Origin of the sequence: Nocardioides marmoribigeumensis (assembly GCF_031458325.1) — a bacterium.
Classification (GTDB): Bacteria; Actinomycetota; Actinomycetes; order Propionibacteriales; family Nocardioidaceae; genus Marmoricola_A; species Marmoricola_A marmoribigeumensis.
In genome coordinates, this window is the sequence record NZ_JAVDYG010000001.1 from 4,323,528 (window position 1) to 4,343,273 (window position 19,746).

The following is a 19,746-nucleotide window of genomic DNA, read 5'->3' on the forward strand; positions in this document are numbered from 1 at the left end:
GAGTCGAACCGACATGACCCGCACCATCGCGACCCAGATGATCTCCCTCGACGGCTTCTCGGCCGGCCCCGACCAGAGCCTCGAGCACCCGCTCGGCAGAGGTGCCGAGGTCTTCCGCGAGTGGATGTTCGGCAGCGACCACCCCGCCGACCGTGCCACCGTGAGGGACCTGCACACCCCGGTCGACGCCTGCCTCATGGGCCGCAACATGTTCGGCCCCGTCCGCGGTCCGTGGGAGTCCTGGGACGGCGAGTGGCGCGGCTGGTGGGGCGAGGACCCGCCCTACCACTCCCCCGTCGTCGTCCTCACCCACCACGAGCGGGAGCCGCTCGAGCTCGAGGGCGGCAACACCTTCCTGTTCGAGACCGGCGGGTTCGAGGCGGGCTACGCGCGAGCGGTCGGGCTCGCGGGCCCCGACGGCACGGTGCGGGTGACCGGCGGGTGCTCGACCGTCCGGCAGGCGATCGAGGCCGGCGTGCTCGACGAGCTCCAGCTGGTCCAGGTGCCGGTCCTGCTCGGCGACGGCGAGAGACTGCTCGAGGGGCTCCCCGGCCTCCGTCTGGAGCCACTGGAGTGCGCCGGCTCGCCGTACGCCGTGCACGTGCGCTACCGCGTCCTGGCACCCCGGAGCGGGTCGTGACCGCCTCGGCCCTCCCGTGGCACGCTGGCCGCATGACCGAGACGAGCGCCCCGACCAGCACCGAGCTCGACGACTTCCGCGAGCTGACCAGGCGCTACGAGCGCGAGCTCCTCGCGCACTGCTACCGCATGAGCGGGTCGGTCCACGACGCCCAGGACCTCGTGCAGGAGACCCTGCTGCGGGCGTGGAAGTCGGGCCAGGGCTTCGAGGGCCGCTCGTCGGTGCGCACGTGGCTGCACCGCATCGCGACCAACGTCTGCCTGACCGACCTGGAGAGCCGCCCCCGCCGGCCGCTGCCGAGCGGCCTCGGCACGTCGGACTCGGTCGCCGGCGACGCGCTCGAGCACGACGCCGAGATCACCTGGCTCGAGCCCGTGCCCGACGCCGCCGTGCAGGTCGCCGAGAAGGACACGATCCGGCTCGCGTTCGTCGCCGCCCTCCAGCACCTGCCCGCCCGTCAGCGTGCCGTCCTCGTGCTCCGCGACGTGCTGCGCTGGTCGGCCAAGGAGACCGCCGAGTCCCTCGACATGACCGTCGCCGCCGTCAACTCCGCGCTGCAGCGCGCGCACGCGACCATGGCGGCCAAGCAGCCCGATGCCGACGCGGTCTCGCTCGACGACCTCGACGCCGACCAGAAGGCCCTGCTCGACCGCTACGTCGACGCGTTCTGGCGCAAGGACGTCGACACCCTGGCGACGCTGCTCGCCGAGGACGCGCTGTGGGAGATGCCGCCGTTCTCCAACTGGTACCTCGGCGCCCGCAACATCGCGAACCTCGTCGACACCCAGTGCCCGGGCGGCGTGCACGACATGCCGATGGTGCCGACGACGGCCAACGGCCAGCCGGCGTTCGGCCTCTACATGCGCTCTCCCGAGGGCGACTTCGTCCCGTTCCACCTGCAGGTGCTCACCCTCGTCGGCGGCAGGGTCCAGCACGTCGGGGCGTTCTTCGACCCGCGGCTGTTCGCCGTCTTCGGCCTGCCCGAGCGGCTCCCCGCCGACGTGCGCCCCGACGCCGGCCCGGTCCGCTCCGGCCCCGGCTCCCACGACGTGCCGAGATGACCGCGCTCGCGGAGCGCACGGCCCTGCTCGGGGACGCCGTGGCCTGGACCGCGACGACCCTGCCGGCCGCCGCGGTGGCCGCACCCGACCTGCCGACCCCGTGCGACGGCTGGACGCTGGTCGACCTGCTGCTCCACATGGACGACGCGCTCGAGGCCTTCCACGAGGCCTCCGGAGGGCACGTCTCGCCCCCCGTGCCGCGTCACCCGGCGACGCCCGCTGCGCTGGTCGAACGCCTGCGCTTCTCGGCCTGTCGGTTGCTCGAGGCGTGGTCCCGGCCCGTCCCGGCCTCGGTCCGGGTGGGCGAGATGCCCCTGCCCACCTCGCTGCTGCTCGACGCCGCGGCCCTCGAGATCGCCGTGCACGGGTGGGACCTCGCCGTCGCCACGGGCGGTCCCCGGCTGCCCGAGTCGCTGGCGGGCCGGCTCCTCCCGGTCCTCGACGCGGTCGTGGACTGCGGCGACGTCGGCCCCGGACGACGGTTCGCCCTGCCGGTGCCCACCCCGCCCGCCGCACCGCTGGACGTCGTACTCCTGGCACGGCTGGGGCGACACGCCCGCTGAGCCGAGGCGCTGACTTCCCGGCACCCGGCACCCGGCACCCGGCATCCCGGCCATGCGGCCCTCCGGACCGGCACAACTCGGCCCCTGACGGATCGTCGAGCCTCGGCGGCGCACCCGACCGGCTGATGTGCCGGTCCGGGTGGCCTCCTCGGGTCAGGTGCCGTAGACCGGCTCCGGCTCGGGGCCCGCGGCGATCAGCTTGCGGACCGCGTCACCGACGTCGGCGGGGTCCCAGCGACGACCGATGTCGATGCTCTCGCCGTGGCGCCAGCCGTGCTCGACGCAGAGCTTGCCGCCCTCGGACTCGATCACGCGCCCGGTGACGTCGCCGGAGTCCTCGCTGGCCAGCCAGGCGACCAGCGGCGCGACGTTGGTCGGGTCCATCGCGTCGAACCCGTCCTCGGGCTTGGCCATCGTCTCGGCGAAGGCCGCCTCGGTCATGCGCGTGCGGGCGGCAGGTGCCAGGGCGTTGACGGTCACGCCGTACCGACCGAGCTCGGCGGCCGCCACCAGCGTCAGCCCGGCGATGCCGGCCTTGGCCGCGGAGTAGGTGCCCTGGGCGATCGAGCCCTGCAGGCCCGCGCCGGAGCTGGTGTTGATGATGCGGGCCTGGCGGGTGCGGCCGGCCTTGGCCTCGTCGCGCCAGTACGCCGCGGCGTGGCGCAGCGGCGCGAAGTGGCCCTTGAGGTGCACCCGGATGACCGCGTCCCACTCGTCCTCGGTGGCGTTGACGAGCATCCGGTCGCGCAGGAACCCGGCGTTGTTGACCAGCACGTCGAGCCCGCCGAAGGTGTCGACCGCCTGCTGCACCATCGCGCGGGCGTCCTCGAAGTCGGCGACGTCGGCGCCGTTGGCCACCGCCTCGCCGCCCATCGCGCGGATCTCCTCGACCACGTCGTGGGCCGGGCCCTCGGAGGCCCCCTCGCCGGCGCCGGAGGTGCCGAGGTCGTTGACCACGACCTTGGCGCCCTGACGGGCCAGCTCGAGCGCGTGCTCGCGCCCCAGCCCGCGGCCGGCGCCGGTCACGATCGCGATGCGTCCCTCACAGATGCCGGTCATGGATCCCCTTCAGTTGTTGGTGGTCGCGGCGTCGAGGAACGCCGGGCGCTCCCCTCCGCCGTGCAGCTCGATGCGGGCGCCGGTGACGTGGGTGGCCAGGTCGCTGGCCAGCCACACCGCGGCGTTGCCGACGTCTCGTGGCTCGGCCAGGCGGCCCATCGGGACGGTCCGGGCGACCGCCGCCACGCCCGCCTCGTCGCCGTAGTGCAGCGCGCTCTGCTCGGTCAGCACCGGGCCCACGTCGAGGGCGTTGACCCGCACGAGCGGCGCCCACTCGACCGCGAGGCTCTGGGTGAGGCTGTCCAGCCCGGCCTTCGCCGCGCCGTACGCCGCGGTGCCGGGGCTCGGGCGCAGCCCGCTGACGCTGGAGACGTTGACGATCACGCCGCCCCGGGCCATCGCGCGGTGGGCGGCCTGCATGAGCAGCAGCGGGGCGAGCAGGTTGAGCTCGACGATGCGCGAGTGGAAGCGCGGGCTCGCGTCGGCGGCCAGGGCGTAGGGCGAGCCGCCGGCGTTGTTGACCAGCACGTCGAGCCGGCCCTGGTGGGCGACGATCGCGTCGACCAGCGCGGTGACGGCCTCGGGATCACGGACGTCGCAGGCGTGGTGGTCCGTGACCCGGCCGGCGTCAGTGGCCGGGAGGTCCCCGTCGGCGACGTCGCTGCGGGAGCAGGTGACGACCGTGGCGCCGGCGTCGAGGAAGGCCTCGCTCACGCCGCGGCCGACGCCGCGGGTGCCGCCGGTGACGAGGACGACGCGGCCGGCCAGGTCGATCGGGAGCACGTCGCGCCACCTCCGCTGGGAACCAAGCAAGTGTTAGGTTACGCTACCAAGCAAGCGTTAGGTTTGGAAGCGAAGGGGACCGCATGCCTGTCGACTCGGTGCTCCGCGAGGACCACGTCCGCGTGGTCACGATGGACTTCCCGCCGGTCAACGCCCTGCCCGTCCAGGGCTGGTTCGACCTGGCCGCCGCCCTCGACGAGGCCTCGCGGGACCTCACCACGCACGCGGTCGTCCTGCGCGCCGAGGGACGCGGCTTCAACGCCGGCGTCGACATCAAGGAGATGCAGCACACCTCCGGGTTCGACGCCCTGATCGGCGCCAACAAGGGCTGCTTCGCCGCCTTCAAGGCCGTCTACGAGTGCGCGGTCCCGGTGGTCGCCGCGGTGCACGGCTTCTGCCTGGGCGGCGGGGTCGGGCTGGTCGGCAACGCCGACACCGTGGTCGCCAGCGACGACGCCTACTTCGGCGTGCCCGAGGTCAAGCAGGGCGCGCTCGGCGCCGCGACGCACATGGCCCGGCTGGTGCCGCAGCACCTGATGCGCACGCTGTACTACACCGCGCGCACGGTCCCTGCGACCCAGCTGCTGCAGTTCGGCAGCGTCCTCGAGGTCGTCCCACGCGCCTCCCTCGACGACGCGGCGCTGGCGGTGGCCGGTGAGATCGCGGCCAACGACTCCCGGGTGATCCGCGCGGCCAAGGAGGCGCTCAACGGCATCGACCCCGTCGACGTCAACAAGAGCTATCGCTTCGAGCAGGGGTTCACGATGGAGCTCAACCTGGCCGGGGTCTCCGACGAGCTGCGAGATGGTTTCGCAGGGACCGACAAGGCAGGCAGGCGATGACGCGGGAGCCGCGCGACAAGCGCATGACCATCGACGAGGTCGTCGGCCAGCTGCGCGACGGCATGACGATCGGCATCGGCGGCTGGGGTCCGCGGCGCAAGCCGATGGCCCTGGTGCGCGCGATCCTGCGCTCCGACCTGCGCGACCTGACGGTCGTGTCGTACGGCGGCGCCGACGTCGGCCTGCTCGCCCAGGCGGGCAAGATCAAGCGGCTGGTCTACGCCTTCGTCTCCCTCGACACCGTGCCGCTCGAGCCGCTCTTCCAGCAGGCCCGTCAGGCGGACACGATCCCCGAGGTGGTCGAGCTCGACGAGGGCATGTTCCAGACCGGCCTGCGCGCGGCGGCGCAGCGGCTGCCCTTCCTGCCGATGCGCGCGGGGCTCGGGTCCGACGTGCTCGTCCACCAGGACTGGATCAGGACCGTCCGTTCGCCGTACGACGACGGTGAGGAGCTGGTCGCCGTGCCGGCACTTCCCCTCGACGTCGCGCTGGTGCACCTGAACCGGGCCGACAAGCACGGCAACGCGACCTACCTCGGTCCGGACCCCTACTTCGACGACCTGTTCTGCATGGCCGCCGACCGGGCCTACGTCAGTGTCGAGCAGGTGGTCGACACCGCAGGCCTGACCGTCGACACCCCGGTGCAGCGGCTGTTGCTGAGCCGCATGATGGTCAGCGGGGTCGTCGAGGCGCCCAACGGCGCGCACTTCACCACGTGCACGCCCGACTACGAGCGCGACGAGGCGTTCATGCGCCACTACGCCTGGTCCGCGGGTGATCCCGAGACCTGGCAGGCGTTCGCCGACCGCTTCCTCGGTGGCGACGAGGCCGCCTACCAGCAGGCGGTCCAGGACTGGCACGCCGAGCGCGCCGCCGCGAAGGAGGGCAAGTGAGCGACTCCCTGGACACTGTCACCCGGTCCGAGGTCTGCGCCGTCGCAGTGGCCGATGCCTTCGCCGACGACGGCGAGATCTTCGGCAGCCCGATGGGCCTGATGCCGATGCTGGGCGTGCGCCTGGCCAAGCTGACCTCCAACCCCGACCTGCTGATCTCCGACAGCGAGTCGCTGTTCCTCAGCGGCGTCCCTCCCCTGGGTCAGTCCCGCGAGGTGGTCGAGGGGTGGATCCCCTTCCCCAAGGTCTTCGACGTCGTCGCCTACGGCAAGCGCCACGTGATGATGGGCGCCACCCAGGTCGACAAGCACGGCAACCAGAACATTTCTTGTATCGGTGACTGGAACCACCCCAAGCGCCAGCTCCTCGGCGTGCGTGGCGCGCCCGGCAACACGGTCAACAACCGCACGTCCTACTGGATCCCCAAGCACTCCCCCCGGGTCGTGGTGGAGCAGGTCGACATGGTCTCGGGGGTGGGGCCCGCACGCGCCGCGGCCGCCGGGCCCGCCGCCTCGCGGTTCAACGACATCCACCGCATCGTCACCAACCTCGCCGTGCTCGACCTCGAGGGGCCCGACCGCACGTTGCGCATCCGGTCGGTCCACCCGGGCGTCACCGTCGACGAGGTGCAGGAGGCCAGCGGCTGCGAGCTCGCGGTCACCGGCGACGTGCCCGAGAGCAGGCTGCCCACGACCGAGGAGCTCGTCCTCATCCGGGAGATGCTCGACCCGCGGCGCCTCCGCGAGAAGGAGGTGCCCTCGTGACGCCCCAGCTGCTGCGGACCCCGCTCACCGAGCTGACCGGCGTCCGCCACCCGGTCGTGCAGACCGGCATGGGCTGGGTCGCCGGACCGCGTCTGGTCGCCGGCACCGCCAACGCCGGCGGCCTCGGCATCCTGGCCAGCGCCACGATGACCTTCGAGGAGCTCGAGCACGCGATCGTCGAGGTCAAGGGACGCACCGACCAGCCGTTCGGGGTCAACCTGCGCGCCGACGCCGGTGACGCCGGCGAGCGCGTCGACCTGCTGATCAAGCACGGCGTCAAGGTCGCGTCGTTCGCCCTGGCACCCAAGGCCGAGCTGATCGCCAAGCTCAAGGACCACGGCATCGTCGTGATGCCGAGCGTCGGGGCCGCGCGCCACGCCGAGAAGGTCGCCGGCTGGGGGGCCGACCTGGTGATGGTGCAGGGCGGCGAGGGCGGCGGCCACACCGGCCCGGTCCCCACCACGCTCCTGCTGCCGTCGGTCATCGACGCGGTCGACATCCCGGTCGTCGCGGCCGGCGGGTTCTTCGACGGGCGCGGCCTCGCCGCTGCCCTGTCGTACGGCGCCGCGGGCGTCGGCATGGGCACCCGCTTCCTGCTGACGCAGGACTCGTCGGTGCCGGAGGCCGTGAAGCGGCTCTACCTCTCCTACGGCCTCGACGGCACCGTCGTGACCGCCAAGGTCGACGGGATGCCGCACCGCATGCTCAGGACCGAGCTGGTGCAGGAGATCGAGGAGACCGGCCGGCTCCGCACGCTCGTCCCGACTGCTCGCCGCACCCTCGACTTCAAGCGCCAGTCCGGCATGACCTGGCGCCAGGTCGCCACGGACGGTCGGGCGATGAAGAAGGGCAGCGAGCGCTCCTGGTCGCAGATGATGCTCGCCGCCAACACCCCGATGATGCTCAAGGCCGGCCTCGTCGAGGGCGACACCTCGGCGGGCGTCCTCGCCGCCGGACAGGTGGTCGGCCTGCTCGACGACCTGCCGACCTGCCAGGAGCTGGTCGACCGGGTGGTCACCGAGGCGGCCGAGCGGCTGCGGGCGATGCAGGGCTTGCTCGTCTGAGTGGGCGCTCACGCGCGGCGACCCGCCCTGTCACATCACCGAGTACGTCCCGATCGACGAGGGCGGGTCACCCGGCCAGACCTCCAACCGCAACCTCGGCAAGCTCTGCAGGTACCACCACCGAGCGAAGACGCACACGGCCTGGACCTACCAGCGGGTCGAGTCCGTCTTCGACCTCGACCTCAGCTGGCCCGACCCCTGGACCGCCGCCGACATCATCGACCCGGGCCGAGATCCCGACACCGGCGGCCCGCCGGCTGGCTACCTCTGGTCCTCACCCATGGGCCTGCACTACCTCGTCACCGGCACCGGCACCTACCCACTCGACTGACCCATCGCCGCGACCTGTCCAGCGGCATGTGCGGGCACGGTCGGCTCCGAAAAAGGCCCTGACCGTTCGGCGGATGCGTGCGCAGTTCGGCGGATCCGGACACGTTCCACCGGCGAATCGATGTCGGCATCCGCCGAACTGCGACCCGATCCGCCAAGCTCCGACCCGATCCGCCGACTGTTGAAGGCGAGCGCTGCTCGGCATGGTCGAGGTCGTAACGGCCGCGGTTGGTGCAGAACGGGAACACGCATGTGCCGTCGCGCTCGTCGACCAGGGCGCGGACGAAGTCCGGTGCTTCGTACTGGTCCACGACGTGGTGGCCGTTGAATGTCGCTGTCCGAGGAGGCAGCGGCCGCGGACAACCGGGGGATCTGGTTCGACCTCGAGCGCGGCGGCGACGCGCTGGTCGGCGAGGACTCGCGGCCCAACGGCACGGGCCGGATGGAGACCGTCGCCGACGTGCCCGACCTGCTTGCCCTCAAGGACGCCCTGGAGCAGAAGGTCCGCGAGCAGCTGATCCTCGGCGCCACCGAGCCGGAGAACGTCCTGATGACCAAAGGCCTGGGGATCCTGGCCGACCCGCAGTACGCCCTGGACATCTCCGCGACCGCCGAGCTCATCATCGAAGAACAGACCGACCAGGCCTACGCGCCCGAGAGCTCGCCCCGGCGTGCGGGTCAAGGTCACCCCGGTGGTGAACCAGCTGCTGTCATGACGACATTCCACCAGGTCCACCGACATTTCCAGTCGGCCCGACCAGCCACCTCAGGTCCGGGCAGCGATCTCCGCGGCGACCCGCTCCGGGGCCTCGATGGAGGGCCAGTGGCCGACGCCGGCGAGCAGCACCACGTCGGTGCCGGGCCGCAGCGCGGCCAGCCTCTGCGGCATCGCCGTGACCGCGATCGGGTCGAGCACGCCCCACACGGCGCTGAGGCGACCGGGGAACTCGACGAGGGCCGCGGTCCACGTCGCCTGGTGGGCCCGGCGCTCCCGGACGTAGTTGATCTGCCGCGTCAGCAACCGGTCCCCGCCGTCGAGCCGGATGAGGTCGACCAGGTCCTCGAGCTGCTCGTCACCGAGGTTCGTCCCGGGCGCCACGCTCTCGCGGATGTTGCGACGCAGGAAGGACACGGGGAAGGCGAACGGCAGACGCCGTCCGTGGGCGAGGAGGCCCAGTCGCTGACCCCGGGTCAGCTGCGCCAGGTCGATGAAGATCGACCCGTTGAGCAGCACGACGCTCGTGACCGCGAAGCCGAGGGCGCCGCGGTTCGCCCGGGACAGCAGCTCGGCGACGACCGTCGTGCCCATGTCGTGCCCGACCAGCGCGCACGCGCCGATCCCGAGGTGCCGCAGCAGGGCCTCGACCAGGTCGGCCTGCTCGAACAGCGAGTACGACGCGTCGGCCGGCTTGGCCGAGAAGCCGTAGCCCAGCAGGTCGAAGACCACCACCGGCCGGTCCAGACGGTCGACCACCTGCGCGAAGTCGTGGGACGAGCCCGGGTAGCCGTGCACGACCACGACCGGCGTCCCCGCACCGTCGCGCTCGACGACGAAGATCGAGTGGCCCTCCACCTCGACGTACCGTCCACGGTCCCGCCAGGCCTCCACGCGTGCGCTCACCATGAGGACATTGTGAGCGACACCCACCTGTTTGGCAGGGTGTGGTCATGGAGACGCCCGCGACGAGACGAGAGCCGACCACGACGTCGCACTTCGGCGTGGACGTGACCGAGGACTACCGCTGGCTCGAGGAGCAGACCGACGAGACGCGGGAGTGGACGCGCGAGCAGAGCTCACGCACCCGCGCCTACCTCGACGCGATCCCGGAGTGGCCGGCGATCGCCGAGCGGGTCGCGGCGGTGATGAGGGCCGAGTCCGTGGGCTACAGCCGGCTGAGCAACGGCGGCGGCGGCTCGACCTACGTCGCGCTCAAGCACCAGCCGCCCCGTCAGCAGCCGTTCCTGGTCGCGTTCAGCGACCTGGAGGGCCTCAGCGACGAGCGGGTGCTGGTCGACCCCGACCGGATCGACGCCGGCGGCACGACCGCGATCGACTTCTTCCGCGTCTCCCCCGACGGCTCCCGCGTCGCGGTCAGCCTGTCGGAGAACGGCACCGAGGCCGGCACGGTCCACGTCCTCGACGTCGCCACCGGCGAGCGCCTCGGCGAGCCGCTCCCCTACGTCAACAGCGGGGTCGCCGGCGGGTCCCTGGCCTGGAAGGCGGACGGCTCCGGGTTCTGGTGCACCCGCCACGCGGGCCCCGAGGAGGCCGCCGAGGGGGAGCTCGGGTTCTTCCAGGAGGTCGCCTTCCACGACCTCGGGACGGGCACCACCGAGGTCGAGCTGAGCGGCGTCTTCGCCGACGACCGGATCGCGGAGAACTTCCTGTCCACCTCGCCCGACGGTCGCTGGGTGCTCGACCTGGTGCAGCGGGGCGACGGCAACGAGTGGCAGGTCTTCGTGCGCCCGCAGGACGGCGGCCCGGGCCAGGCGCAGTGGACGCGCGTGGCCGACCTCGACGAGGGGTACGTCGACGCGCGGGTCGGTCCCGACGACCAGCTCTACCTGCTGGCCACCAAGGACACGCCCCGCGGGCAGGTCGTGCGCCGCACGCTGCCGGACGGGCCGCTCGAGACGGTGGTCGAGCACAGCGACCTGACCATCGAGGGCTTCACCCTGTCCGAGCACCACCTCTGGGTGGTCGACCTCGACGGCGGTCCGTCCGGACTGCGCCGCTTCACCCTGGACGGGACACCGCTGCCCGGGCTCGACCTGCCGCCGGTGTGCGCGATCGAGGGCCTGACCCGCTACGGACCCGGCATGTTCTCCGACCTGCTCCCGCTCGGTGACGGTCGCGTGGCGTTCAGCCTCACCACCTACACGACCCCGCGCACGTGGTGGGTCGTCGACGAGGACGGCCGGCGCCACCCGACAGGGCTCGACACGCGCCCGCCGATCGACCTGTCCGGCTACGAGGTGCGCCGCGTGTTCGCCACGTCCGCGGACGGCACCCAGGTGCCGATCAACCTGATCTCCGCGCCCGGCACCGGCCCGAGCGCGCCCACCCTCCTCACGGCGTACGGCGGCTACGGCCTCTCGCTCAAGCCGTGGTTCTCCGCCGACGACGTGGTCTGGCTGGAGCGGGGTGGCGTCCTCGCCGTCGCCAACATCCGCGGCGGCGGGGAGTACGGCGTCGAGTGGCACCACGGCGGACGTCTCACCACCAAGCAGAACTGCTTCGACGACTTCATCGCGTGCGCGGACCACCTCGTCGAGACGGGCGTGACGACCCGGGGTCGGCTGGCGGTCATCGGCGGATCCAACGGCGGCCTGCTCATGGGTGCCGTGCTGACCCAGCGGCCCGACCTCGCGGCCACCGTCGTCGCGATGGTGCCGGTGATGGACGCGCTGCGGTCCGAGACCACGCCCAACGGCGCCTTCAACACCGCCGAGTTCGGCACCGTCGAGAATGAGGACGAGTTCCGCGCGCTCCTGGCCTACTCCCCCTACCACCACGTCGTCGACGGCACCGCCTACCCACCCGTGCTCCTCACCGCCGGCGAGTTCGACCCGCGGGTGGAGGCCTGGCACGCCAAGAAGATGGCCGCCCGGCTGCAGGCCGCGACCACGGGCGGTCCGGTGCTGCTCCGCACCGAGGCCGGGGGTCACGGCATGGGCGCCTCGCTCGACGAACAGGTCGGCAAGGCGACCGACATCTACGCGTTCGTGCTGCACCACCTGGAGGACTGAGATGGACGAGAACCGCGCCCGCCGCGTCGTGGACGCCCTGCGTGACCGCGGCACCGACGCCGACATCGCCCGGGTCGGCGTCTACCAGTTCGGGGTCGACATCCGGCTGCCCGACGGTCGGGTGGCGAGCTGGGACACCGACGGCACCGCCGGGCTCGAGGCGCAGGTGATGCGCAACGGGATGCTGGTCGGGTTCGTGCCGTTGATCGAGGGATCCGAGGAGTTCACCGAGGAGCAGGTGATCGAGGCGATCCTGCGCACCGACTACGACCAGCCGATCGCCACGCGGCGTACGACGACCCCACCACCCACCGAGCCGCTCCCTCGCCGCGGCGGGGTGTTCCGGCGGTTCAGGGACGGCTTCCGCTACAAGTGAGCTGCTCGCTCGACGACTTCCGCTCGCTGGTCGCCCAGCTGCCGGGCGTCGCCGCGCACGACCGCGACCGCTACTGGCGCTACGACGTCTGCGGGGCGACCTTCGCCTACCTCTGGGAGCCGACCCGCACAGTCGGGCTCAAGCAGACGATCCTGGAGCAGCTGAGCCTGGTCGCCGAGCGGCCGGAGGTCTTCGAGGTGCAGCTCACCTCCCGCGGCTTCGGGTGGGTGGTGGTGCGGGTCGAAGGTGTGGAGCGCGACGAGCTGGCCGAGCTCACCTTCGAGGCCTGGCGCCTGAGCGCACCCGACGACCTGCTCGCCGAGCGCGGCGAGGTGCTGCCCGGCTGAGGCAGCGGGTCCGGATCAGCCCTCCGAGCCCGCCAGGGCGCCGGCCGCGCCGTTGGGGCCGGACGCCCCCACGGCTCCGGTGGCGCCCTCGGCTCCCTCGGCTCCGTCCGCGCCGAGGTAGCGGAACACCGCCAGGCGTGGGGTGTCGAGCACCTGCTCGAACGCCGAGCCCTTGCTCAGGCGGCGGTCGGCGTTGCGGGTGTCGAACCGGTAGGCGCTGGCCAGCACCTTGGGCTCGCGCTGCACGATCACGTAGTCCACGCCGTTCTCGTCGAGGAACGCGCGGTTGGCGCGCGGGTGGGCGTAGAACTCACGCGCCTCGCGGAGCAGGAGGTTGGCCCGGTACAGCACGTGCGGGAAGGTGTACGGCGCCCGCCCCTCGAGCAGGCCGTGCGCCCCGGTCACGGCGTGGATGATGCCCTCGCTGTAGCCGTCGGTCAGCACGGTCGAGTCGGGCGGGATGTCGAGGTCGCTCAGCGCCTGGAGGTCCTCGGGATGCGTCCGGTTGGCCTTGCGCCCGGCGGCCTGGTGCGCGGTGGCGGTGACGCCGACGGCCAGCGCCAGCACCAGCACGGCGACCTGGAAGGCGGGGACGACCCAGGAACGACGGAACCTCGACCGCAGCAGGAGCGCCGCCGCGGTCGCGCCCCCTGCCAGCAGCACCGGCCGGATCAGGCTGGCCTCGCTCAGCATCCGGAGGGTGCCGGTGCGACGGGGCACGTAGCTGTCCCAGCCGAACAGCAGGACGGCGACCGGGATGGTCAGGCACACCAGCGCGACCGGCATGAAGACGGCCAGCGGCCCGAGCCGCTTGCGGGTGGCACGAGTCACCAGCAGGAGCGCGTAGCAGACCAGGGCCACCACGAGGTACCACAGGGCGTCGCCGCGCACGCTGCCGTGGAGCTTGGCCTGCACGAGCTCCAGACGCGTCGGCGGCTCGCTCGGTGGCTTGTCACGCGCTGCCCGGAGGAACTCCCACGTCGGGTCCCCGCGTCCCGCGAGGTCGCTGATGCCGCCGTGGTGCATCTGCCCGGCCACCGAGCCGGTGACCACCAGGGTGACCAGGGTGGCCGCCACGACCAGGCCCGCGGCCAGCGCGACCACGCGCACGAACGCCCAGGACCTCTCCTTGGCCCACAGCGCCACGGACACCGCGACGAGGTAGGCCGCGGCGGTGACGACGGCGATGCCGTGCACCTGGGAGAGCACCGCGGTGACGGCGCCGCCCACGGCCAGGACCCCGGGGTCGCGAGCACGCAGCCCCAGGGCGACGAGGGCGACGGCGAGCACGGCGACGCCGAGGGCGAAGCCCTCGGGCCGGTAGGCGGTCAGCTTGAGGATCGCGATGCCGCTGCCGATGGCGATCGGTACGGCGGCCAGCGACGCCAGACGCGAGGCTCCCAGGGCCCGCGCGAGGGCGGCGGTGCCGACCGCGAGGTAGAGCACCGGGACGGTCGTGAGCAGCTGGCGCACGACGTGGACCTGGTCGGCGGGCACCTGGACGTTGAGGAACGCCGTGCCGAGGGTGAACAGCGGGTAGTCGCTGAGGAACGGCACCGTCGTCCCGAACTCGACCGACGTCGCCGGCAGATGGCCTGCCGCGGCGGTCTGCTGGGCCAGGGCGGAGTAGTACCACGAGGTGCCGCCCAGCGGGCCCCAGGTCGTCTGCCACACCAGGAGGCCCATCGGGAGCCAGGCGAGGGCCCCCAGCCCGAGCACCGACCACCCCCAGGCGACCTCGCGGCGGGGGAACGGACGCGCGCCCAGCACGCGTCGCGAGGACGGGAGCGCCAGCAGCACGAGGCTGACCGCCCCGACCACGCCGGTCGCGGTCCAGGTGGAGGCGGCGGTGAGCCCGACGGTGCGCCCCAGGATCCCTGCGACCAGGGTCCAGCACGTGAGCCCCGCCCCCGCCACGACGGCGAGGAAGGCCGGGCCCGAGGGGTGGGGCGAGCCACGCAGGCCGCGCAGCACGACCGCGCAGGCCAGACCGGGGAGAACCGCGACGAGGAGGAACGACGCGACAGCGGGCATCAGGTCGCCCGGGGGCGCTCCCGGACCGAGCGACGCGCGCGCAGCCACGAGCGACCCACGACGCGGAGGTAGCCCAGGGGGTAGGCGAGACCGCGCGGCTTGCGGCTCTCGCCGACCTCGCGGGCGCGGATGTGCACGGGCACCTCACGGACCCGCAGGCCGTGCACGGCTGCCTGGATGAGGATCTCCGAGGCCGAGAAGCGGTCCTCGACCAGCGTCAGGCGGTGCAGCTCGCTGGCGCGGACGGCGCGGAAGCCGTTGGTGCAGTCGGTGATGCGCAGCCGGGCCACCACGTTGAGCAGCCAGGTGAAGATCTTGATGCCCACGTGGCGCGCGCTGTGCGCGTCGTCGTACTCCCCCAGGAAGCGGGAGCCCTGGACGTAGTCGGCCTCGCCACGGACGACGGGACCCACCAGGGCGGGCAGGTCGTCCGGGTCGTGCTGGCCGTCGGCGTCCATCGTGACGATGACGTCCGCGCCGACGCCCTTGGCGACGGCGAAGCCGGTGCGCAGGCCCTCGCCCTGGCCGAGGTTGCGGGGGTGGCGCACGACGACGGCGCCGGCCTGGGCGGCCACGGCGCTGGTCGCGTCGCTGCTGCCGTCGTCGACCACGACGGGCATGACCGCGAGGCCCTCGAGCTGGGCCGGCAGCGAGGTGAGCACGCCGTCGATCGACTCGGCCTCGTCGAGGGCGGCGATCACGACGGCCACCGTCGGCGTGGTGAGGGCCGGGGCGGCGGCGACGGCGGCGGCGACGGCGGAGCCGACCTCCTCCTGGAGGCCCTCCCGCTCGAGAACGGACTCGCTCATCCTGCTGCTCCTGAGAGGTCGGCCTCGCGGAACCACGCAACGGTCGCGTCGAGCCCGTCCTGGAGGCTGGTGGTGGGGTTGTAGCCGAGCTCGCGCCGGGCCAGCGAGATGTCGGCGTAGGTGCGCGGGATGTCGCCCACGCGCTCCTCGACGTGCTGGGTGGGCACGTCGCCGGGGAAACGGACCGCGATCTCATTGGCGACCTCGGCGATCGAGGTCTCCGTGCCGGAGCCGAGATGGGCGACCATGCCGGCCGCCCCGCTGGTGAGGGCCTGGACCATGCCGCGGCACAGGTCCTCGACGAAGACGAAGTCACGCGTCTGCGAGCCGTCGCCGTGGATGACCATCGGCTCGTCGGAGGCGGCCGCCTTGCAGAAGGCCGCCACGACCGAGCCCTTGTGGTAGCTGTAGGGCCCGTAGACGTTGGTGAAGCGCAGGGCCACCGTGGGCAGCCCGTAGGAGCCGGCGAACGCCGAGCAGTAGGCCTCACCGGCGAGCTTGGAGGCGCCGTACGGCGAGATCGGCCGCGGCACGGTCCGCTCGTCCACCGGCGGCGTGGTCGGCCCCAGGGGCGCGCTCGAGCTCGCCATCACGAACCCCTGCACGCCCGCGTCGCGCGAGGCGATGAGGGCGTTGAGGGTGCCGCGGACGTTGAGCTCGCAGTCGTGGACCGGGTCGGCGACCGAGGTCGGCACCCCGCTCTGAGCGGCGAGGTGCACGACCAGGTCGACGTCGGAGACCGCCTCCGCGAGCTGCTCGAGGTGGCGGATGTCGCCCTCGACGATCTCGTCGTAGCCGGCCGCCTCGGCGTCGGCTCGCGAGCCCGTCGTGAAGTTGTCGAAGCAGCGCGTGCGGAAGCCCTCGTCACGGAGCAGGCGGCCGAGGTTGACCCCGACGAAGCCGGCCCCTCCGGTGACGAGGACCGTCCGCGCGCTCACGACCACGTGGTGCGCGGTGCGATCGCCTCGACGACGGCGCGGTCCTTGTGCTGCATGAGGACCTGCAGCGTGTTCTTCACCAGGTCGTCCGACATCAGCGTCGGCTTGAGACCCAGGTCGATCAGCTTGGTGTGCGTCGGGTTGTAGTAGTGCTCCTGCGCCTCGGTGCGCGGGTTCTCCACCGAGGCGATCTCGACCTCGAGGCCGAGCTCACGGGCCGACTTCTGCACCGTCTCGGCGAGGCCGCGGATCGAGAAGGACTCGGTGAACTGGTTGAACACCCGGAACTCACCGCGGTCGGCGGGGTTCTCGACCGCCAGCTCGACGCACCGGAGGGTGTCGCGGATGTTGAGGAACCCGCGGGTCTGGCCGCCCGTGCCGTAGACGGTGAGCGGGTGGCCGATGACGGCCTGCAGGCAGAACCGGTTGAGCGCGGTGCCGAACTGCTCGTCGTAGTCGAAGCGCGTCATCAGCGCCGGGTCGATGTCGGTCTCCTCGGTGGAGACGCCGTAGACCACGCCCTGGTTGAGGTCCGTCGCGCGCAGGCCGTAGACGCGGCTGGCGAAGTGGATATTGGTGGAGTCCGCGACCTTGGAGGCGTGGTACCAGCTGTGGGGGAGCTTCGGGAACGGCAGGGTGTCCTTGCGGCCCTTGTGCTCGATCTCGATGTAGCCCTCTTCGATGTCGATGTTGGGGCAGCCGTACTCCCCCATCGTCCCGAGCTTGACCAGGTGGACCTCGGGGTTGTTGTTGAGGATCGCGAAGATCGTGTTGAGGTTGTTCACGATGTTGTTCTGCTGCGTGAACGTGGCGTGGATGCGGTCGACCATGGAGTAGGGCGCCGAGGGGATCTGCCCGTAGTGGACGACGGCGTCGGGCTGGAACGACTTCATCAGCGCGTCGAGCGGCTCGTAGTCGCACAGGTCGAACAGGTGCGCCTCGATCGTGCGGCCGGTGATCTTGCGCCAGGCCTCCACGCGCTGGTGGAGGTTGAGGACGGGCGTGAGGCTGTCTGAACCGGCCTCCAGGACGGTCCGGCGCCTCAGGTAGTTGTCGACGACGGCCACGTCGTGGCCCCTCGCCGAGAAGTACATCGCGGTCGGCCACCCGAGGTAGCCGTCCCCGCCCAAGACCAGGATTCGCACGGTTTCTCCTTCTTCGTCAGACTTTGAACAGTCTGGTAACGGCAGAACGTTAACCGACAGGGGGTGGTGATTGGCGAATCGGCCCGGGCGAGTCTGCCGAGCGCACCCTCCCCCGGGAGGTGCCTCCCTGACGACCGAATGCGGCACACATCACACTCGGCCCCGCGGGGGTCAGCCGCTGCGCCGACCCCCGCGACCGTCCCGTTCCTGCCGGCCGATCCGCCGCCCAGGGGGCTCCTCCGGCTGCGGCGAGCCCTCCCGGACGACCGGGATGCTGACCGTCGTCTCGTCGTGCCGGACCAGCTGGTCGGGCCGGTCCCGGTCGTGGAAGGTCACCTCGATCTGCTGGAAGCCCTTGTGCCGCAGCGCCTTGGCGTAGTTCACGTAGGCCCGCCGATCAGCCTCGGTGAGCTCCACCGCGTCGGTGAAGGGGGTGAGCAGCGCACGGGGGTAGAGGCGCTCCCGGGTGACCACGCTGACCTCGACACCGATCACGGCGAAGGAGCACGCCAGGAACAGCAGGCCCAGCAACCCGAGGACCAGGGCGAACACGCCGTTCATGTCGCTGGCGCGGTTGATCACGTGCTTGACGTAGGCCCCGCCACCGATCTGCAGGCCGTGCCACAGCAGCGCGATCGTGATGCCGCCGGGCAGGCACGTGCGGAAGCTCGGGCGGCGGGCGGTGGTGTAGCGCATCATCAGGCTCAGGACGACAGCGGTCAGGGCGATGCCCAGCAGCGTGCCGATGCGCGAGATCCAGGCGTCGACGTTGGTGCCCAGCATCCCGTCGAGGTTGTTGAGGAAGACCGCTGCCAGCGAGGTGCCGAGCACCGCGATGCCGGCGCCGAGCAGCGTGATGAAGGCCCGGAACCGGCCCACGAACGGGTTGAACCGGCTGTTGCGCGGGACCGCCCAGGCCGTGTTGAGCGCGTGCTGAGCAGCCGTGGCGAGCCCCAGGGCGCCGTACAGGGCCGCGAGCGACCCGATGATGATCGCGCTGCGGCTGCCGGTCAGGCCCTCCGGCTCCCCCAGCTGCGTGCCCACGATCGGGAAGCGTCCGAGCGCACTGTTGAGCACCGCCTTGTAGAGCTCCTCGTTGCCCTGGAGGAAGAAGCCGAGGACCGACGAGGCGATCAGCAGGATGGGGAAGATCGCAACGAACGCGTAGTAGGTGAGGATCGCGGCGAGGTAGGGGCCCTGGTCGTCGAAGAACTTGTAGACCACCGCCAGCGGGAAGCCCACGACGACGTGGCGTCGCTGGAAGTCGTCGACGCGGTCGACGAGGTCGGAGGGCACACTCGCACGCTAGTGGACGGTTGGTCGGCTCCCCGGGAGGCGCCGCTGGAACTGCAGCTCGCGGGCCACGACCTCGTAGCCGAGCTGCTCGTTGACCTCGATCATGAAGCCGTTGGACTCGGCGTTCCAGGTGTCGACCGTGCGGACCTCCGGGTTGCGCTCACGCAGCCAGAGGACCATCGCCGACTTGAGCAGCAGCCCGAGCCGGTGCCCGCGGTGGGCCGGCGCCACCGCGGTGTCGAACTGGTAGGCCACGGCGGGGTCCCACCGCTCCACGACGACCTCGGTGTGCCCGCCGAGCTCGCCCGTCCCACGGTGGCGGGCGGCGACGCGCAGGTGGTCGCGGTTGCGGCCCTGCTGGGCCTCCTCGACCAGGCGCGTGCGTCGCGGGTCGTAGACGTCGTCCTCGAGCTCCAGGTCGTCGAGCGGGGCGTCGTTGATCGAGGCGGCCATCCGGCAGTAGTCCTCGAGGATCTCCTCCGGCAGTGCGCCGTCGAGGAAGAGCAGCTCGTAGTCGCCGGCGCGCTGCAGCGCGTGGTCGCGCAGGGCCTCGACCCGGCCCTGCGGGAGGGACGCGAGGCGCTGGCGCCGCAGGATCGCCTGCGACTTCTTGTCGTAGCCACGGTTCTCGAGGAAGGCGGTCCCGGGCGTGCCTTCCCAGGCGTCGGCACCGATGCTCGGGCGCCCGAGCTCGAGGCAGCGGGCGTGGAGGTGCTCCTGGAGCGCGGAGCCGATCCCGCGCCCTCGGTGGCTCGGGTGCACGCCGCCCTGCAGCCAGGCGACGTCGAGGTTGTCCCAGCTGCCGGCGTAGAGCGCGCCGAAGCCGGCGACCTCCCCGCCGACGCGGGCCAGGTAGTGCTCCGACGGCTCCTGGTCGTGGTTGTAGCGCAGGTCGGCGGCGACCATCTCGACGCTCTGGCGGTGCTGGAACGGGGCGTCGGCGACCCGGATCGCCTCGTGCAGGTCCGTGAGCCCGGCGACCGCCTTCGCGTCGTCGTGGTCCAGCCGCTCGATCTCCACACCCATGGGGCCACTGTGGCGCGTCGTGCGCC

At 72.1% G+C, this 19,746-nt stretch carries 19 protein-coding genes; 10 read left to right on the forward strand and 9 right to left on the reverse strand.

Annotation, left to right across the window (positions count from 1 at the left end; genetic code table 11):
* The first annotated feature begins 13 nt into the window (after positions 1 to 13).
* The 3 genes from J2S63_RS20710 to J2S63_RS20720 are packed head-to-tail and all read left to right on the forward strand — an operon-like array spanning position 14 to position 2,264.
* Positions 14 to 640: a dihydrofolate reductase family protein gene (locus tag J2S63_RS20710; RefSeq protein ID WP_310306325.1), complete on the forward strand. Its 627-nt coding sequence runs from the start codon at positions 14 to 16 to the stop codon at positions 638 to 640.
* Between the two features lie 32 nt (positions 641 to 672).
* Entirely contained in the window at positions 673 to 1,701 is a 1,029-nt protein-coding gene (locus tag J2S63_RS20715; RefSeq protein ID WP_310306327.1) for a sigma-70 family RNA polymerase sigma factor, read from the forward strand.
* Positions 1,698 to 2,264 (forward strand): maleylpyruvate isomerase family mycothiol-dependent enzyme, encoded by a 567-nt coding sequence (locus J2S63_RS20720; protein ID WP_310306329.1) that lies wholly within the window; start codon positions 1,698 to 1,700, stop codon positions 2,262 to 2,264. Before J2S63_RS20715 ends, J2S63_RS20720 begins: the two co-directional genes overlap by 4 nt.
* Before the next feature lie 153 nt (positions 2,265 to 2,417).
* Here the strand turns inward: J2S63_RS20720 and J2S63_RS20725 are convergent, their stop codons facing one another.
* Together J2S63_RS20725 and J2S63_RS20730 are read right to left on the reverse strand one after the other, a co-directional pair.
* Complete coding sequence (locus J2S63_RS20725; RefSeq protein ID WP_310306331.1) at positions 2,418 to 3,323, reverse strand: SDR family oxidoreductase; 906 nt, start codon at positions 3,321 to 3,323, stop codon at positions 2,418 to 2,420.
* 9 nt (positions 3,324 to 3,332) lie between these two features.
* Entirely contained in the window at positions 3,333 to 4,106 is a 774-nt protein-coding gene (locus tag J2S63_RS20730; protein WP_310306333.1) for an SDR family oxidoreductase, read from the reverse strand.
* Positions 4,107 to 4,189: 83 nt separating this feature from the next.
* On the opposite strand from J2S63_RS20730, the gene J2S63_RS20735 reads away from it, so the two are divergent.
* The 4 genes from J2S63_RS20735 to J2S63_RS20750 are packed head-to-tail and all read left to right on the forward strand — an operon-like array spanning position 4,190 to position 7,669.
* Positions 4,190 to 4,948 carry an enoyl-CoA hydratase family protein gene (locus tag J2S63_RS20735; RefSeq protein WP_310306335.1) on the forward strand — a complete coding sequence of 253 codons (759 nt, stop codon included), beginning with the start codon at positions 4,190 to 4,192 and terminating at the stop codon, positions 4,946 to 4,948.
* Entirely contained in the window at positions 4,945 to 5,841 is an 897-nt protein-coding gene (locus J2S63_RS20740) for a CoA transferase subunit A (protein ID WP_310306337.1), read from the forward strand. The genes J2S63_RS20735 and J2S63_RS20740 overlap by 4 nt, the downstream gene beginning before the upstream one ends.
* On the forward strand, positions 5,838 to 6,605 hold the full coding sequence (locus tag J2S63_RS20745) for a CoA-transferase subunit beta (RefSeq protein ID WP_310306339.1): 768 nt from the start codon (positions 5,838 to 5,840) through the stop codon (positions 6,603 to 6,605). Before J2S63_RS20740 ends, J2S63_RS20745 begins: the two co-directional genes overlap by 4 nt.
* Complete coding sequence (locus J2S63_RS20750) at positions 6,602 to 7,669, forward strand: NAD(P)H-dependent flavin oxidoreductase (RefSeq protein ID WP_310306341.1); 1,068 nt, start codon at positions 6,602 to 6,604, stop codon at positions 7,667 to 7,669. The genes J2S63_RS20745 and J2S63_RS20750 overlap by 4 nt, the downstream gene beginning before the upstream one ends.
* 1,096 nt (positions 7,670 to 8,765) lie before the next feature.
* Here J2S63_RS20750 and J2S63_RS20755 read toward each other — a convergent pair.
* Entirely contained in the window at positions 8,766 to 9,623 is an 858-nt protein-coding gene (locus tag J2S63_RS20755; protein ID WP_310306343.1) for an alpha/beta fold hydrolase, read from the reverse strand.
* A gap of 44 nt (positions 9,624 to 9,667) precedes the next feature.
* On the opposite strand from J2S63_RS20755, the gene J2S63_RS20760 reads away from it, so the two are divergent.
* From J2S63_RS20760 to J2S63_RS20770, 3 genes are read left to right on the forward strand one after another with little or no spacing between them, the layout of a single operon-like run.
* Positions 9,668 to 11,749, forward strand: coding sequence for a prolyl oligopeptidase family serine peptidase (locus J2S63_RS20760; protein ID WP_310306345.1), 2,082 nt, complete (start codon positions 9,668 to 9,670; stop codon positions 11,747 to 11,749).
* 1 nt (position 11,750) lies between these two features.
* On the forward strand, positions 11,751 to 12,125 hold the full coding sequence (locus J2S63_RS20765; RefSeq protein WP_310306347.1) for a hypothetical protein: 375 nt from the start codon (positions 11,751 to 11,753) through the stop codon (positions 12,123 to 12,125).
* Positions 12,122 to 12,472, forward strand: coding sequence for an MmcQ/YjbR family DNA-binding protein (locus J2S63_RS20770; RefSeq protein ID WP_310306349.1), 351 nt, complete (start codon positions 12,122 to 12,124; stop codon positions 12,470 to 12,472). Before J2S63_RS20765 ends, J2S63_RS20770 begins: the two co-directional genes overlap by 4 nt.
* A 15-nt stretch (positions 12,473 to 12,487) precedes the next feature.
* On the opposite strand, the gene J2S63_RS20775 is transcribed toward J2S63_RS20770, so the two are convergent.
* The 6 genes from J2S63_RS20775 to J2S63_RS20800 form a co-directional block, all read right to left on the reverse strand.
* Positions 12,488 to 14,506: a hypothetical protein gene (locus J2S63_RS20775; RefSeq protein ID WP_310306351.1), complete on the reverse strand. Its 2,019-nt coding sequence runs from the start codon at positions 14,504 to 14,506 to the stop codon at positions 12,488 to 12,490.
* Positions 14,506 to 15,315, reverse strand: coding sequence for a glycosyltransferase family 2 protein (locus J2S63_RS20780; protein ID WP_310306353.1), 810 nt, complete (start codon positions 15,313 to 15,315; stop codon positions 14,506 to 14,508). Before J2S63_RS20780 ends, J2S63_RS20775 begins: the two co-directional genes overlap by 1 nt.
* Positions 15,312 to 16,253, reverse strand: a complete 942-nt coding sequence (locus J2S63_RS20785; RefSeq protein WP_310306356.1) for an NAD-dependent epimerase/dehydratase family protein — start codon at positions 16,251 to 16,253, stop codon at positions 15,312 to 15,314. The genes J2S63_RS20780 and J2S63_RS20785 overlap by 4 nt, the downstream gene beginning before the upstream one ends.
* Positions 16,250 to 17,398 (reverse strand): NAD-dependent epimerase/dehydratase family protein, encoded by a 1,149-nt coding sequence (locus tag J2S63_RS20790; protein WP_310306357.1) that lies wholly within the window; start codon positions 17,396 to 17,398, stop codon positions 16,250 to 16,252. Before J2S63_RS20790 ends, J2S63_RS20785 begins: the two co-directional genes overlap by 4 nt.
* 171 nt (positions 17,399 to 17,569) lie before the next feature.
* Entirely contained in the window at positions 17,570 to 18,694 is a 1,125-nt protein-coding gene (locus J2S63_RS20795) for a YihY/virulence factor BrkB family protein (protein WP_310306359.1), read from the reverse strand.
* Between the two features lie 9 nt (positions 18,695 to 18,703).
* A complete protein-coding gene (locus J2S63_RS20800) occupies positions 18,704 to 19,720 on the reverse strand; it encodes a GNAT family N-acetyltransferase (protein ID WP_310306361.1) in 1,017 nt (338 codons plus the stop codon).
* Positions 19,721 to 19,746 lie beyond the last annotated feature (26 nt).

What these genes read in the sequence shown, in the direction of transcription:
- J2S63_RS20710 (WP_310306325.1), top strand. Translation starts at nt 14, where the DNA reads ATGACCCGCACCATCGCGACCCAGATGATCTCCCTCGACGGCTTCTCG.
- J2S63_RS20715 (WP_310306327.1), top strand. Translation starts at nt 673, where the DNA reads ATGACCGAGACGAGCGCCCCGACCAGCACCGAGCTCGACGACTTCCGC.
- J2S63_RS20720 (WP_310306329.1), top strand. Translation starts at nt 1,698, where the DNA reads ATGACCGCGCTCGCGGAGCGCACGGCCCTGCTCGGGGACGCCGTGGCC.
- J2S63_RS20725 (WP_310306331.1), bottom strand. Translation starts at nt 3,323, where the DNA reads ATGACCGGCATCTGTGAGGGACGCATCGCGATCGTGACCGGCGCCGGC.
- J2S63_RS20735 (WP_310306335.1), top strand. Translation starts at nt 4,190, where the DNA reads ATGCCTGTCGACTCGGTGCTCCGCGAGGACCACGTCCGCGTGGTCACG.
- J2S63_RS20740 (WP_310306337.1), top strand. Translation starts at nt 4,945, where the DNA reads ATGACGCGGGAGCCGCGCGACAAGCGCATGACCATCGACGAGGTCGTC.
- J2S63_RS20755 (WP_310306343.1), bottom strand. Translation starts at nt 9,623, where the DNA reads ATGGTGAGCGCACGCGTGGAGGCCTGGCGGGACCGTGGACGGTACGTC.
- J2S63_RS20760 (WP_310306345.1), top strand. Translation starts at nt 9,668, where the DNA reads ATGGAGACGCCCGCGACGAGACGAGAGCCGACCACGACGTCGCACTTC.
- J2S63_RS20765 (WP_310306347.1), top strand. Translation starts at nt 11,751, where the DNA reads ATGGACGAGAACCGCGCCCGCCGCGTCGTGGACGCCCTGCGTGACCGC.
- J2S63_RS20775 (WP_310306351.1), bottom strand. Translation starts at nt 14,506, where the DNA reads ATGCCCGCTGTCGCGTCGTTCCTCCTCGTCGCGGTTCTCCCCGGTCTG.
- J2S63_RS20780 (WP_310306353.1), bottom strand. Translation starts at nt 15,315, where the DNA reads ATGAGCGAGTCCGTTCTCGAGCGGGAGGGCCTCCAGGAGGAGGTCGGC.
- J2S63_RS20800 (WP_310306361.1), bottom strand. Translation starts at nt 19,720, where the DNA reads ATGGGTGTGGAGATCGAGCGGCTGGACCACGACGACGCGAAGGCGGTC.